Raw genomic sequence first — 12,933 nt, 5'->3', positions numbered from 1 at the left:
ACCTGCGGGTATAAAGGGCTGCATGACAGCCGAAGTGCCGCAGCCCGTACGTCCCGCGACCTTGGAGGACGTGGCGGCCGTGGCCGGTGTGTCACGGGCGACGGTCTCCCGGGTGATCAACGGGGCGACCACGGTGGACCCCGCCCTGCGCACCGTGGTCGAGGAGGCGGTGGCGACCACCGGTTACGTGCCCAACCGCGCCGCCCGCTCACTGGTGACGCGGCGCACCGACTCGGTGGCCCTGGTGGTCTCGGAGCGGGAACGGCGGCCGATGTCCGAGCCGTTCGTCGGCCGGATGTTCTCGGACCCGTACTTCGGGCGGGTCGTCAGCGGGCTGCTGGAGGTGCTGCGCCCCGCGGGCGTCCAGATGGTCGTGATGCTGGCCGACGACGAGGCGTCCCGGGGCCAGTTGCTCTCCTATCTGCGCCACGGCCATGTCGACGGGGTCGTACTGATCACCACGCACGCCGACGACCCGCTTCCCGGGCTGCTCCAGGACAGCAGGATGCCCGCCGTCCTCGCGGGCCGTCCCCACCGTCCGTCCCCGCTGGCCTATGTGGAGGTGGACCAGCACGCCGGGGCGCGGCTGGCGGCCGACCACCTGGCCGCGCTGGGGCGACGCCGCATCGGCACCATCTCGGGACCCCAGGACATGCCGGCGGGGCAGGTGCGGCTGACCGGTTTCCTGGAGGCCGTCGCCGCCCACGGCATCGAGGACGTGGCCTGTGCCGAGGGGGACTTCACGCATCTGGGCGGGGCCGCGGCGATGCGGCGGCTGCTGGCGGACCGCCCCGACCTCGACGGGGTGTTCATCGCCTCCGACCTGATGGCCCTGGGCGCGCTCCCGGTCCTGCTCCGGGCCGGCCGCGACGTGCCGTCCGACGTGGCGGTGGTCGGCTTCGACGACAGCAGCGCGGCGGCCGCCTGCGACCCGCCCCTGACCACGGTGCGGCAGCCGGTGGAGGAGATGGCCGCGGAGATGGCCCGGCTGCTGCTGAAGCAGATCGGCGAACCGCGCGGCCCCTCACCCTCCGTGCTCTTCCCGCCGACGCTGGTACGACGGCAGTCGGCCTGATCCGGCGACAAGTTGCCTGATCGGGCCTCAGGTTGCCTGATCAGGCGGCGGACGGCTCGGACAGCTCGCCGGCTCCGACGGCTGATCAAGCAGCGGACGGCTTGTCGGCTCCGACGGCTTGTCGGAGAGCGCGTCACCGGCGAGCGACGCCCCTGCCGCAGAAGCGGCCTGTCGGAGGACGGTCCGCCGGTCAGGCCGTCGTACCCGGCGCTTCCGGCACCGGGGCGTCGCCCGGGAAGGGCACGTCCGCCGGGCCGGCCCCGCCGAAGCCCTCGGCCCGCACCGGTACCTGAGGCCCGGAGGACTCCTGGAGCCAGCGGGTCAGCACCCGGTGCACCGCCTCGGCGCCCACCAGCCCGCCGCCCGGCGGCGCGGGTGCGCCCTCCGCGGTCTCGGCGGCCACGATGTCGAGCGGGTCCGTCAGCGCGCGCGGCCAGAGCAGGAACGGCCGGGACTGTTCGCCGCCGAGGCCGCCGTGCGAGCCGACCTGCTCCTCGAAGGCGTGCACGGTCCCGGTGGCCGGGTCGTACATGGAGTTGACCATCACGTCGGCGACGTGCGGAAAGGTGTCGGTGCGCCGTACGGCGGCGGCCGCCCCGACGCCGAAGACCGCGAGCGGCCCCTCACCGTCGGTCAGTTCCGCGACGGGTACTTCGGCCCCGCCGGGCCCGAGCACCACGGAGCCGTGTTCCCCGGTGCGGACGAGGAGGAACCCGATCCCCGGATGGTTGGCGAGCGTGGAGAGCAGCGCCGGGTGACGGTGCTCGATCTGTTCGCGGGAGGCGCGGCCCTCGATGTCGGGGAAGGAGATCAGCCCGAGGTTGCCGGAGGCCAGCACGATCGGGTCGGAGAGCTTGGCCGGGTGCTCGGCCTCCTGCCCCTCGACGGGGCGGTGCAGGGCGATCCGCACCGCGTCGCGGGCCTCGGAGGCGCTGCGGGTGCGCTGGGCCCGGCGGGGCACGGGCAGCCCGCAGCCCGCCCGGACCAGGTCCTTGAGCGTGAGCCCGTACTTTCCCGCGAACGTCTCCCCGGGGCTCTGGCCGTGGTCGGAGAGGAGCACGATCCGGTAGGCGCGCGGGGTGTGGTCGGCGATCTTGGCGATCAGCGCCAGGGACCGGTCGAGGCGTACGAGGACCTTCTCGGCGTCGCGGCTGTGGGGTCCCGAGTGGTGGGCGACCTCGTCGTAGGCGACGAGGTCGGCGTAGACGGCGGTGCGTCCGGCGAACATGTCTCCGAGGACGGCGGCGGCGACCACGTCGCGCTCCACGACGGTCGCGAACGCGCGGATGAAGGGGTAGAGCCCGCCGCGCTTGATCCGCGGTGTGGCCTTCCGGGCGCGGGCCCGGGTCGACTCGCCGATCTCGCGGAGGACCTCGGCGACGAAGGACAGGGCCGTACGGGTGGCGTTGGCCGGGTCGGAGAAGTAGGCGAAGTATCCGGCGCGGGAGCGGCGGCCCTTGCCGCGCCGGGCGGCCATCGAGAGCACCAGGGCGAGCTGTCCGGCTCCGCCGCTGAAGAGGTTGCCCCGGCTCGCGCCGTCGACGGTGAGGAGACCGCCGTCGCGGGTGCGCTCGATGGCCCGGCGTTGCATTTCGAGGGCGCTCGCGGGACGGCTGGAGACCATGACGGTGCGGGTCTCCTTCTCGTACCAGCGGAACGCGGGCACGTCGTGGTTGCTGCCGTGCAGGATGGCGAGCTGGCTGGCGCCGGTCTGGCTGGACCAGTCGGTGCGCCAGGGGGTCAGCCGGTGTCCGGACGAGTCGTCGAGCCAGCCGGCGACGGTGGGCATGAGCCCGTCGGCCGCGGCCTTCACCAGGACGTCGTGGCCGACACCGTCGAGCTGGAGGAAGACGGTGCCGGGCGGTCCGTCGCGGCCCGGTTCCGGCGGGCCCGGGGAGCGGCCGCGTCGGCGGCGCCGGTCGGCGAGCCGGGACAGCCGTCGGCGGTAGGCCTCGTCGTCGCGGACGGCGAGGGCGGTGGAGGTGGCGGAGGCGACGGCGGACATCACGGCGGCGACGACGACCGCCGTCTCCGGGTTGGCGTCGCCGCGCCCGTCCGGGATGAGGCGCAGCGCTATCAGCAGCAGCGAGCCGTTGAGGAAGAAGACCAGGGCGCCCAGGACGAGCGCGGGCACGATGAGCAGGGCCCGCACGAGGACGGGCCAGACCAGGGCCGACAGGAGGCCGAAGGCGCCCGCGCCCCAGGCGGCGGTGAAGGCCGTCCTGGTGGTGGTGTCGCCGTCGTCGGACTGGAGCTGGAAGTCGGGGAGGGCTCCGGCCAGCACGAGCATGGTGAGGGTGGACACCGCCCAGACCGCGATCACCCGCATCAGGGCTCTGCCCGCCGTACGCCACTTCCCGTCACCCACGCCGGTCCACCTCATGCCCTTCCACTCCGAGCCCCGGTCGTCCGAAGCCCGACCTTCAGCTTTTCACAGCGCCGGCACCGGTCCGTGGCTTCGGCGGGAGCCTCCGAGGCTCGGCGGAACGGTACGGGGGGCGCATAGGCTCGTACCGGCAGCGCGGGCGGGCACGGCAGCGCGCGCCACGCCAGGATCAGGGATTCGCGGACGGCTGGTCACGGATCACGAGGATCGAGCGAGATCGAGCGAGGAGGCCGAGGTGCCGGTGGAGATCACCTGGTGGGGTCATGCCACCTGCACGATCGAGGACTCGGGGGTGCGGGTGCTGACCGACCCCCTGTTCGTACGGCGCTTCGCGCATCTGCGCCGCCGCCGGGGCGAGATACCGCCACCGCAGGCCGCGGTCGCCGAGGTGGTGCTGGTCTCCCATCTGCACTCCGACCATCTGCATCTGCCGTCGCTGGCCCGGCTGGCTCCCGGCAGCCGGCTGGTCGTGCCGAGCGGCGCGATCGCGGCCGTGCCGGGTCTGCGGGCGCTGCGTCGGATGCGGCAGCTGCACGTCACCGAGGTGGGACCGGGCGAGACGGTACGCGTCGGCGAGGTGCGGGTGCGCGCGGTTCCCGCCCTGCACGACGGGCGGCGGCTGCCGGTCGGGCCGCACCGCGCTCCGGCGCTCGGCTATGTGGTCGAGGGCGAGGCACGGACGTACTTCGCCGGGGACACCGGGCTCTTCGACGGGATGGCCGAGGCGGTGGGGCCGGTGGACGTGGCGCTGCTGCCGGTGGGCGGCTGGGGCCCCTACCTGGGGCACAGCCATCTGGACCCGGCCCGCGCCGCCGAGGCGCTGACCCGTCTGGCACCGAGGTCAGCGGTGCCGGTGCACTACGGCACGTACTGGCCGATCGGTCTGGACGGGGTGCGCCCGCACGAGTTCCACGCGCCGGGCGACGAGTTCGTCCGGCACGCGGCGAAGCGTGCGCCCGAGGTGACCGTGCATCTGCTGGGGCACGGTGAACGCGTCAGACCGGAGGCCGGCCCGTGATCCAGGAGATCCAGCAGGTGGTGCGGGAGCTGCCCACCGAGTCGGCCCAGCAGGCGGTCGGCTATCCGACGCTCTTCGCCCTGGTCGCGCTGGGGTCCTTGGTGCCCGTGGTGCCGACGGGGGCACTGGTGAGTTCGGCGGCGGTGGTGGCCTTCCACCAGACGTCGCCGCTCACCCTGCTCTTCGTGTTCCTGACGGCGTCGACCGCCGCGTTCCTCGGGGACGTCTGCCTGTACTGGCTGGGGCAGCGCGGGGTCCGGTCGAGGAACGGCTCGAAGTGGCTGGAGGCGATCACCCGCCGCGCAGCGCCGGAGCGGCTGGCCCAGGCGCGGGAGAAGCTGGCGCAGCACGGTGGGATGGTGCTGGTGCTGTCCCGTCTCGTTCCCGCCGGGCGGATCCCGGTGATGCTGGCGTGCCTGCTGGGCAGGATGCCGTTGCGGCGGTTCGCCCGGGGCGATGTTCCGGCCTGCCTCGCCTGGGCGGCGACGTACCAGTTGATCGGCATTTTGGGCGGTTCGCTGTTCCCGGAGCCGTGGCAGGGAGTGGTGGCGGCGGTCGCGCTGACGTTGCTGATCAGCGGGGCTCCGGCGGGGTGGCGCAGGCTGCGGTCGCGGTTCGGCCCCGAGCCGTCGTAGCCGCGCTCAGCGCAGCGCGCCGAACACCGCCGCGAAGCTGTCCAGCGCCCGCGCCACGTGCGCGAGCTCCAGGGGCTCGGCCGCGGTGAGGGACTCCGTCTGCTGCTGTGGCGTGGCGCCCAGCAGCGGTCCGGTGCCCAGGCGTACGCGCAGGGCGCCCAGCTCGTCCCCGAAGCGGTGTCCGCCGGGGGCCGGTGCGCCGAGCCGGTCGGTGAGGTACTCCTCCAGCTCCATGGAGTCCGTCACGCCCACGCCCGCCAGCCGCGAGCGCAGCGGCCCGAGGTCGGCGTAGAGGTGGCGGCCCGCCTGCGGTGGGCGGGCCAGCGCGCCGGAGCCGAGGACCGCGCGGTGGGCGGCAGCGGCGACCTCGGCCTGGAGCTCCGCGGCACGCCGGGTCCGCTCGCGCACGGACTCCGGCTCGCCCAGGGCGTGGGCGGCTGCGCGAGCGACCGGGGCCGCGACGAGGGCGCCGAGCGCGGTGAGGATGTCCAGGGTGCGGGCGTGCCGGACGGCCGCCCGGGCGGTGTCCGGGAAACGGGCGACGGCGACCGGCCAGGCGGCCGGTACGAGGGCCCCGGACAGGTCGGCGATCACCGTGACGTCGTCCGGGCACATCTCGGCGGGGCTGAGCAGGACGGTGTCGCGGGGCCGGTGCACGGTGTCGCGCCAGGTCTCGTCGCTGATGATGTGCAGCCCTTCGCCGACCGCCGCCTCGCACGCCTCGTGGACCAGCTCGGGCGGGGCGACGGTGGCCGTGGGGTCGTCCACGACGGAGAGCAGCAGCAGTTTCGGCCGGCCGCCCTCCGCACGGACCCGGCGGACGGTCTCCAGCAGGGCGTACGGGTCGGGCACGCCGCCGCACTCGGCCGGGGTCGGCACGTGGTAGGCGGGGCGGCCCAGCAGGCGGGCCTGCGGCATCCAGGCGGCCGGGCAGGGGCGCGGCATGAGGACGTCACCGCCGTGGGCGCCGATCAGGGCCAGGAGGAGCGGCTGGGCGCCGGGGGCGGCGGCGATGCCGCCCGCCGCCCCGTGCAGTCCCCGCCGGTCCCAGTAGCCGCGGGCCGCCTCGCGCAGCTGGCCCCCTCCGCCGGGGGGTTCCGGGCGGGTCAGGGCGCAGGCGGCGGCGAGGACGGCGGCCAGCTCCGGGAGGACCGGGAGGCCGGGGTCGGGGGCGGGCGGGCCGTAGCGGACGGGGCCGTGGTCCTCGTGCGCGGGTGCGTGGTCCTCGGTCCCGTGCATCCGGCCCTCCTCCGCCGCTCTTCGCTTCCTCGCTCCGCGCATGCGGAGTCTCCGCGTCTCCGCGTCTCCGCGTCTCCGGAGACTCCGCCACGCCTCCCGGAACATTGGGTCCGACTCCGACTCCGACTCCAAGTCCGGGATTCGGGTCCCCCGGTCGACGGCGTCCGGGTTTCGGGTCCCCCGGTCGAGGGCCTTTGGCTTCTCCCTGTCGACTTTATGTCGACTTTACGTCGACGGCCTCTGGCTCGGATGCCGAAGCGGCCTCTGGCTTCTTTATACGGAGGTTCCGGGCGGCCCGCCCGCCCAGTCGCGCGCCCGCTCCCGGGGGGGCCGTCGCCGGGTGGCCTGTTCCGCCGGCCGGGGGCGGCGCGTGGCCGGGGTCTCAGCGCGCCTGCTGGTTCAGCGTGGCCCGGCCGGGTATTCGCTGATCCATGGCCTCCCCGAGAACCTCACCCGCCACCGTCAACACCACCGCTCCCGCCGTCGCCCGGTTGCGCGGATGGCTGCAGGAGCGGGACCTGTCCGTCTTCCGGAGCGTCGCGGACCGGCACTGGCCGGGCGCCGATCCGCTGCTGCCGAAGCTGAGCCGGAGCGCCAACCACGGGCTGCTCTGGTTCGGGGCGGCGGCCGGGATCGCGGCCCTCGGCAGCAGTGCGCGCTCACGCAGGGCCGCGCTGCGCGGGGTGGCGTCCCTCGCCGTGGCCTCGGTGGCGATCAACACGGTCGGCAAGGGCGCGGTGCGCCGTGAGCGGCCGATAGCCGACCTGGTGCCGGTGGTGCGGCAGCTCAAGCGGCAGCCGATCACCACCTCCTTCCCCTCGGGCCACGCGGCGTCGGCGGCGGCCTTCGCCACCGGGGTGGCCCTGGAGTCCAAGGGCTGGGGCGCGGTCGTGGCCCCGGTCGCGGTGGCCGTGGCCGCCTCCCGCGTCTACACCGGGGTCCACTATCCGAGCGATGTGCTGGCGGGTGCGGCGCTCGGCGTCGGAGCCGCGTTCGCCCTGCGCGGGGTCGTGCCCACCCGGGGCCAGCTGCCCGCCCCCGGCCGCCCGCCGGGCGAGGCCCCGGCGCTGCCCGCCGGGAAGGACCTCGTCGTGGTGGTGAACCGGGAGTCGGGCACGGCTACCGCGACCGCGTCGCTGGTGCGTGAGGCGCTGCCGATGGCGGTGGTGATGGAGGTCGCGCCCGCCGACCTGCCGACCGCACTGGACGAAGCGGCGGCCGAGGGCCGGGCGCTGGGCGTCTGCGGAGGCGACGGCACGGTGAATCTGGCGGCCTCCGTGGCGGCGACGCACGGGATGCCGCTGGCCGTCTTCCCTGGCGGCACGCTGAACCACTTCGCCTACGACCTGGGCATCGAGACCGTCCACGACACCGCCGCCGCCCTCACCGCGGGCGACGCCATCAAGGTGGACCTCGGCCGCTTCCGGCCGGGGCCCGGGGGTGCGGACGGGGCGGACGGGTATTTCCTCAACGCCTTCTCGCTGGGCGTCTATCCGGAACTGGTGCGGACCCGGGAACACTGGTCACCACGGATCGGCGGCTGGCCGGCCGGTGTGCTCGCGGCCTTCCACGTGCTGCGCGGCCGGCGCCCACTGGAGGCCGAACTCCAGGGGCGCAGGCGGCCGTTGTGGCTGCTCTTCGTCGGCAACGGACTCTTCCAGCGGGTGGGCCCCGCCCCGGGCCGCCGCCACAACCTGGCCGACGGGCTGCTGGACGTCCGGGTGGTGCACGGCGGCCGGACGCCCGCGTTGCGTCTGCTGGGGGCGGCGGTGGCGGGACCGCTGACCCGCTCCCCCGCCCATGCCGCCGTGCGGCGGCGCCGGGTGCGGATCGGCGGCCTCGCGCCGGGGACTCCGTACGCGTACGACGGTGAAGTGGCCCACTCCGGAACGGAACTGACGATCGACAAACTGCCGGAGGCGCTGACCGTCTACTGCCCGATGCCGACCTGACCACCCGAGCCCTCTCCCCCCGGGCGGGGCCCAGCCAGCCCCTCGGGCACCGCCCGCCAGCCTGTCCGCATCGCAAGACGTCTATCTCATCATTCGACATGGCGGCGTACGGTGGTTCCTGTCGCCGCGCCCGTCGGCGCGAGGTTCCGGGAGAGGAAGCAACGCCATGCCGAAGGAGACCGCCGTTTACACGCACGGCCACCACGAGTCGGTCCTGCGCTCGCACCGCTGGCGGACGGCCGCCAACTCGGCGGCGTACCTCCTCGACGAACTCCGCCCCGGTCTGGCCGTACTGGACGTCGGCTGCGGCCCCGGGACCATCACCGCCGACTTGGCCGCACTGGTCGCCCCGGGCCGGGTCACCGCGGTGGACACCACCGAGGACATCCTCGGCCAGGCCGCCGCGGTGGCCGCCGAACGGGGCCTGGACAACGTCGCGTTCGCGGTGGCCGACGTCCACGCCCTGGACTTCCCCGACGACTCCTTCGACGTGGTCCACGCCCATCAGGTGCTCCAGCACGTGGGCGACCCCGTCCAGGCGCTGCGTGAGATGCGGCGCGTCTGCCGACCCGGCGGGGTGGTCGCGGCGCGCGACAGCGACTACGCCGCGATGACCTGGTATCCGGAGGCCCCCGGTCTCGGCGAGTGGCTGGAGGTGTACGGCCGAGTGGCCCGCGGCAACGGCGGAGAGCCCGACGCCGGCCGCAGGCTCTTCTCCTGGGCGCGGCGGGCCGGGTTCACCGACATCACCCCCACGGCGGCCGCCTGGTGCTTCGCCACCCCGGAGAGCCGCGCCTGGTGGAGCGGCCTGTGGGCGGACCGTACGACGGACTCGGTCTACGCCGAGCTGGCGGTACGGGGCGGGCACGCGAGCGCCGAGCAGCTCTCGGCCATCGCCGGGGCGTGGCGCTCCTGGGGCGAGGAGGGCGACGGCTGGTTCATGGTCCCGCACGGCGAGGTGCTCTGCCGGGCGTGAGGTGCGGAGCGGCCGGCGTGGGGTCAGGAGCAGCCGGCGTGGGGTGAGGTGGTGCGGTAAGGGGCGAAGAGGGGGATCCGGCCCGCCCGGAACCGATCACACCGGTGGCGGCCGCCAACTACCCTCGTAGGCATGGAGATCCTCGGAACCACGCTGCGTATCTGCGTCGACGACCTGGAGGCCTCGGTGGCCTTCTACGAGGGGCTGACGGGCACGTCGGCCCTGCGCTTCGAGCGCGGTGGGGTGTCGGTGGCCGCGATCGGCTGCTTCCTGTTGATGAGCGGGCCCGAGTCGGAGCTGGAGGTGCTGCGCAAGGTGGGCGCGACCATCGCCGTCAAGGACGTCGACGAGGCGAATGCGGCGCTGACCCGGGCGGGCGCGCGGGTCATCGCGGGACCGGTGCCGACCCCGGCGGGCCGTAACCTCATCGCGCTGCACCCGGACGGCTCGGTCTTCGAGTACGTGGACCGCAACGTCACCGTCTGACCGGCCGCCCTGGTGCGAGTCGGTCACTCCTGGCGCGGGCGCATGCGGAAGTCGTAGGCGTCCGGCAGTGGTTCGTCGCTGACGGACGCCCACAGCTCGCCGAGGACGCCGGCCCCCTCGCGCAGGTCGGCGACCTCGAATCCGGCGTCGAAGATCTCCCGGGCCGCCCCGGTGTCGCCCTCGGCGACCAGGGCCCGGGCGAGGAGCAGCCGGAAGCGTCCGCGCTCACGGATCTGCCCCGGCAGCCCGGCCAGCAGCGCCCGGGCCGCCCCGGGCCAGCCGGCCGACAGGTGGGCCTCGACGGTCTCGCGGGCCAGGGCGACGAGGAGGGCTGTGCCCTCCCCCGACGCCGTGAGGTCCTCCGCTCCGAGGGCCCCGGGGGCCCCGAGGTCCGCGAAGGCCTCGGCATACAGCTCGGCGGCGTGGTCCGGCCTGCCGCTCTCCTCGGCGGCGACGGCGAGGCAGCGCAGCAGGGGCCAGCGCGGGGCGGGGCCGCTCTCCAGGCCGCGTTCCCAGCTGCGGACGGCCTGGGCCCGGTCATCGGCGTGCCACTGCGCGACGCCGAGGTGGTATTCGGTGTGCGGGTCGGCGTCGGCGGTCTCCAGCATGTCCCGCCAGGGCCGCGAGACCGGTGTCGGGCCGGGTATGCCGTGCGGGTCCGGCTTCGGCAGGGTGCCGTGCTCCAGCAACTCCCGCCAGGGGGCCTGCTGGGCGCCGATGGCGGCGGCGGGGAACGGGGTGCCGGGCAGCCGGTGTCCGCCCCGCAGCACCTCCAGCGCACCCCAGCCGGAGCCGGTCGCGAGCACCTCGCCCGGTTCGGCGTCGGCGTGCGGCAGCCAGGCCGCGTACGCCTCGTCCACCGCGCCGCGCGGGAGAGCCTCCTCCAGCCGTGCGGCGGCCTCCTCGGTGGCCGCGGCCCAGTCCCGGCCGTGCACGGCGGCCGGGTCGGCGGAGAGCGGACCGTAGGACTCAAGCCAGCTGAACGCGGCGCCCGCCTCCAGCGGGACGTGCTCCAGCTGGGTGCGGGACAGCCCGGCCTGGATCTCCGCGTAGCCGCCGTTCCCGGGCCCGTTCAGCCACTCCTGCCAGCGGCGGCCACCCGTCCCGTGGCCCCAGCGGAACAGTTTGCGGCCGCGCAGCAGGCCGGTGGAGGTCTGGGCGAGCCCGTGGCCGTCCTCGTCGAGCGCGGCGATCCAGCGCCGGGCGCCGTCGGGCAGCTCGTAGAAGTGGTCGGCGGGGTACTCGGAGCGCAGCGGATAGGTGTGGTCGGTGCCGCCCGACTCCGGGACGCCGACCCGGGTGAGGGCGTGGTCGTAACCGAAGTGCCAGGCCTCGTCGGCCGGGACCAGGATGCGGGTGCCCGGAGTCTCGGGGACGGCGGTGTTGGACCACCAGTAGACCGGTGCGGGCTGTTCGTGCGGGTTGCGTATCCGCACGCCGACGTGGAGGAAGTCGGAGTCGTCGGGGAGCCAGAGGTCCACCTGGAAGGGCAGGTCGCGCAGCCGCTCCCATTCCCAGAGCCGGACCATCGTGGAGCCGTCCGGGGCGGGCACCAGCGCGGTGTGGAGCGGTGCGCAGGACAGGGTGGTGTGGCCGGTGGCGCCGATGTTCCACTCGATCCCGCCGGAGAACCAGGCCCCGTTGAGGGCGAAGGCGGCGGGCTGGAGGACCGGGTTGCGGTGCAGCAGTTCGCGACCGGTGGGCTTGTGGTGCAGGGAGTGGATCCGACCGCCGAGGCCGGGCAGCACGGTGACGCGCAGCCGGGCGTTCTCGATGACGACGGCGTCGATGTCGGTGGGGGTGCGCTCACGCCCGTAACCGTCGAGCAGCCGGGTGGGCAGTATCGTGCGCAGCGGCCGGTGGCCCAGTTGCCGGGCCATGTCGCGCGGCAGGCCGGCCCGTTCCCGGGGGTCGAGCGCGGGCGGCGGGGCGGGCGTTCGCAGCGGCGGGAGCGGGTTCTCCGGCCCGAGCGGCGCTGCGGGCAGGTTCAGTACGGCACGTCGTACGGTCGTGGCCAAAACACCCTCGTTCCCTCGCGGCGGGCCGCCGCAGGTCCGGGCGCCCCGGTGACCATGGAACACGCAGGTGGCCGCGTGGGCCAGAGGCCCGTCGGCCGGACTTTCCCCCGCTCGGGGTCCGCCCGGGCCCCGCACGGCCTGAGCCGGCTCGTCAGGCGTCCGGGGCGGTGTCCGTGAGCGCGTCGACGACGAGGTCGGCGAGCAGCGCGCCCGCCGTGCCGTCCGGGTCGAGATCGGGGTCGTAGATGGTGACGTTCAGCCCGACGCAGCGGGGGGACGAGACGAGCGCCCGCAGCAGCGGGGCGAGTTCGTGCGGGAGGAGGCCGCCGTCGTCGGGGCTGTCGACGGCGGGCATGACGGCCGGGTCGAGGACGTCGGCGTCGAGGTGGACCCAGTAGCCGTCGAGTGCGGAGGTCTCCAGGCTCTCCACGGTGGCGCGCGCGAGGACGTCCGCCCCCCACTCGCGGATCTGCCCGACGGTCGCGTGGGGGATCTTCAGCGCGGCCAGTTCGGCCTGGTCCTCGTCCTCGTCCCGCATGCCGAAGAGGCGGACGTCCTCGTCCCTGAGGTAGGGGCCGAGCCCTTCGAGGTCGCTGAGGTCCGCCTGGCCCCGGCCGGTGGCGATGGCCAGTTCCTCGCCGCCGGCCGCGCCGATCCGGTCGCTGTTGCCGGAGTGCCGGAAGTCCGCGGATCCGTCGACGGCGGCGAGTCCGTACCGGCCGATGCGGCGCAGGGCGAGGGAGGCGCCGAGCTGGATGGAGCAGTCCCCGCCGAGGACCAGGGCGAACTCCCCGGCCCGTACGTGGCCTTCGATGCGGTCGGCGAGGGTGCGGGTGTAGCGGGCGATGGCGGCGGCGTTGAACACCCCGTCGCCCTCCTGCCAGTCGCCCAGGTCGTAGCGCGGCGGGACCACGACACCGCCCTCCAGCGCTCCGAGGCGGCGCACGATCCGCTGTTCGCGCAGGGCGCCGGCCAGTTTGTAGCAGCCCGGAACGGTGCCGGGGGCCGGCGGGCGCAGCCCGAGGTTGGAAGGGGCGTCGAGGACCACGATCGTACGCATACGGCCCATCCTCGCCGCGGTGGCCCGGGGCCCTCAACCGGTTTCGCCGTGCCGGTTTCCAGGTGCGGAAGGAGACCGGCGCCGGGCC

The 12,933-nt window shown here is 74.9% G+C and carries 10 protein-coding genes; 6 read left to right on the top strand and 4 right to left on the bottom strand.

The features are described from left to right. Nucleotides 1-22: 22 nt before the first annotated feature. Entirely contained in the window at nucleotides 23-1,075 is a 1,053-nt protein-coding gene (locus ACH4KB_RS23895; protein WP_398067926.1) for a LacI family DNA-binding transcriptional regulator, read from the top strand. Between the two features lie 190 nt (nucleotides 1,076-1,265). On the opposite strand, the gene ACH4KB_RS23890 is transcribed toward ACH4KB_RS23895, so the two are convergent. Next, the gene (locus tag ACH4KB_RS23890) at nucleotides 1,266-3,443 is read right to left on the bottom strand and encodes an alkaline phosphatase family protein (protein WP_398067925.1); all 2,178 of its coding nucleotides are present in this window, start codon (nucleotides 3,441-3,443) and stop codon (nucleotides 1,266-1,268) included. Nucleotides 3,444-3,696: 253 nt separating this feature from the next. Here ACH4KB_RS23890 and ACH4KB_RS23885 point away from each other — a divergent pair, with 253 nt between their 5' ends. Continuing rightward, complete coding sequence (locus tag ACH4KB_RS23885) at nucleotides 3,697-4,479, top strand: MBL fold metallo-hydrolase (RefSeq protein WP_398067924.1); 783 nt, start codon at nucleotides 3,697-3,699, stop codon at nucleotides 4,477-4,479. Beyond that, nucleotides 4,476-5,114, top strand: a complete 639-nt coding sequence (locus ACH4KB_RS23880; protein WP_398067923.1) for a DedA family protein — start codon at nucleotides 4,476-4,478, stop codon at nucleotides 5,112-5,114. Before ACH4KB_RS23885 ends, ACH4KB_RS23880 begins: the two co-directional genes overlap by 4 nt. 6 nt (nucleotides 5,115-5,120) lie before the next feature. Here the strand turns inward: ACH4KB_RS23880 and ACH4KB_RS23875 are convergent, their stop codons facing one another. Next, nucleotides 5,121-6,353: an aminotransferase class I/II-fold pyridoxal phosphate-dependent enzyme gene (locus ACH4KB_RS23875; protein WP_398067922.1), complete on the bottom strand. Its 1,233-nt coding sequence runs from the start codon at nucleotides 6,351-6,353 to the stop codon at nucleotides 5,121-5,123. 431 nt (nucleotides 6,354-6,784) lie between these two features. Between ACH4KB_RS23875 and ACH4KB_RS23870 the strand changes: the two genes are divergently transcribed. The 3 genes from ACH4KB_RS23870 to ACH4KB_RS23860 all read left to right on the top strand — a co-directional run bounded on the left by ACH4KB_RS23870 (nucleotide 6,785) and on the right by ACH4KB_RS23860 (nucleotide 9,767). Then, nucleotides 6,785-8,305: a bifunctional phosphatase PAP2/diacylglycerol kinase family protein gene (locus ACH4KB_RS23870; protein ID WP_398067921.1), complete on the top strand. Its 1,521-nt coding sequence runs from the start codon at nucleotides 6,785-6,787 to the stop codon at nucleotides 8,303-8,305. A gap of 166 nt (nucleotides 8,306-8,471) precedes the next feature. Continuing rightward, nucleotides 8,472-9,281: a methyltransferase domain-containing protein gene (locus tag ACH4KB_RS23865; RefSeq protein ID WP_398067920.1), complete on the top strand. Its 810-nt coding sequence runs from the start codon at nucleotides 8,472-8,474 to the stop codon at nucleotides 9,279-9,281. 132 nt (nucleotides 9,282-9,413) lie between these two features. Further along, the gene (locus tag ACH4KB_RS23860) at nucleotides 9,414-9,767 is read left to right on the top strand and encodes a VOC family protein (RefSeq protein ID WP_030588922.1); all 354 of its coding nucleotides are present in this window, start codon (nucleotides 9,414-9,416) and stop codon (nucleotides 9,765-9,767) included. A 23-nt stretch (nucleotides 9,768-9,790) separates the two neighbouring features. On the opposite strand, the gene ACH4KB_RS23855 is transcribed toward ACH4KB_RS23860, so the two are convergent. Together ACH4KB_RS23855 and ACH4KB_RS23850 are read right to left on the bottom strand one after the other, a co-directional pair. Then, the gene (locus tag ACH4KB_RS23855) at nucleotides 9,791-11,785 is read right to left on the bottom strand and encodes a DUF5107 domain-containing protein (RefSeq protein ID WP_398067919.1); all 1,995 of its coding nucleotides are present in this window, start codon (nucleotides 11,783-11,785) and stop codon (nucleotides 9,791-9,793) included. A 151-nt stretch (nucleotides 11,786-11,936) separates the two neighbouring features. Continuing rightward, entirely contained in the window at nucleotides 11,937-12,845 is a 909-nt protein-coding gene (locus ACH4KB_RS23850) for an arginase family protein (protein WP_398067918.1), read from the bottom strand. Nucleotides 12,846-12,933 lie beyond the last annotated feature (88 nt).

This window comes from Streptomyces sp. NPDC017520 (genome assembly GCF_044329855.1).
In the GTDB taxonomy this organism is placed as follows: domain Bacteria; phylum Actinomycetota; class Actinomycetes; order Streptomycetales; family Streptomycetaceae; genus Streptomyces.
Note: the sequence above shows the minus strand (reverse complement) of the source record. Positions and strands in the feature narration are given on the sequence as shown.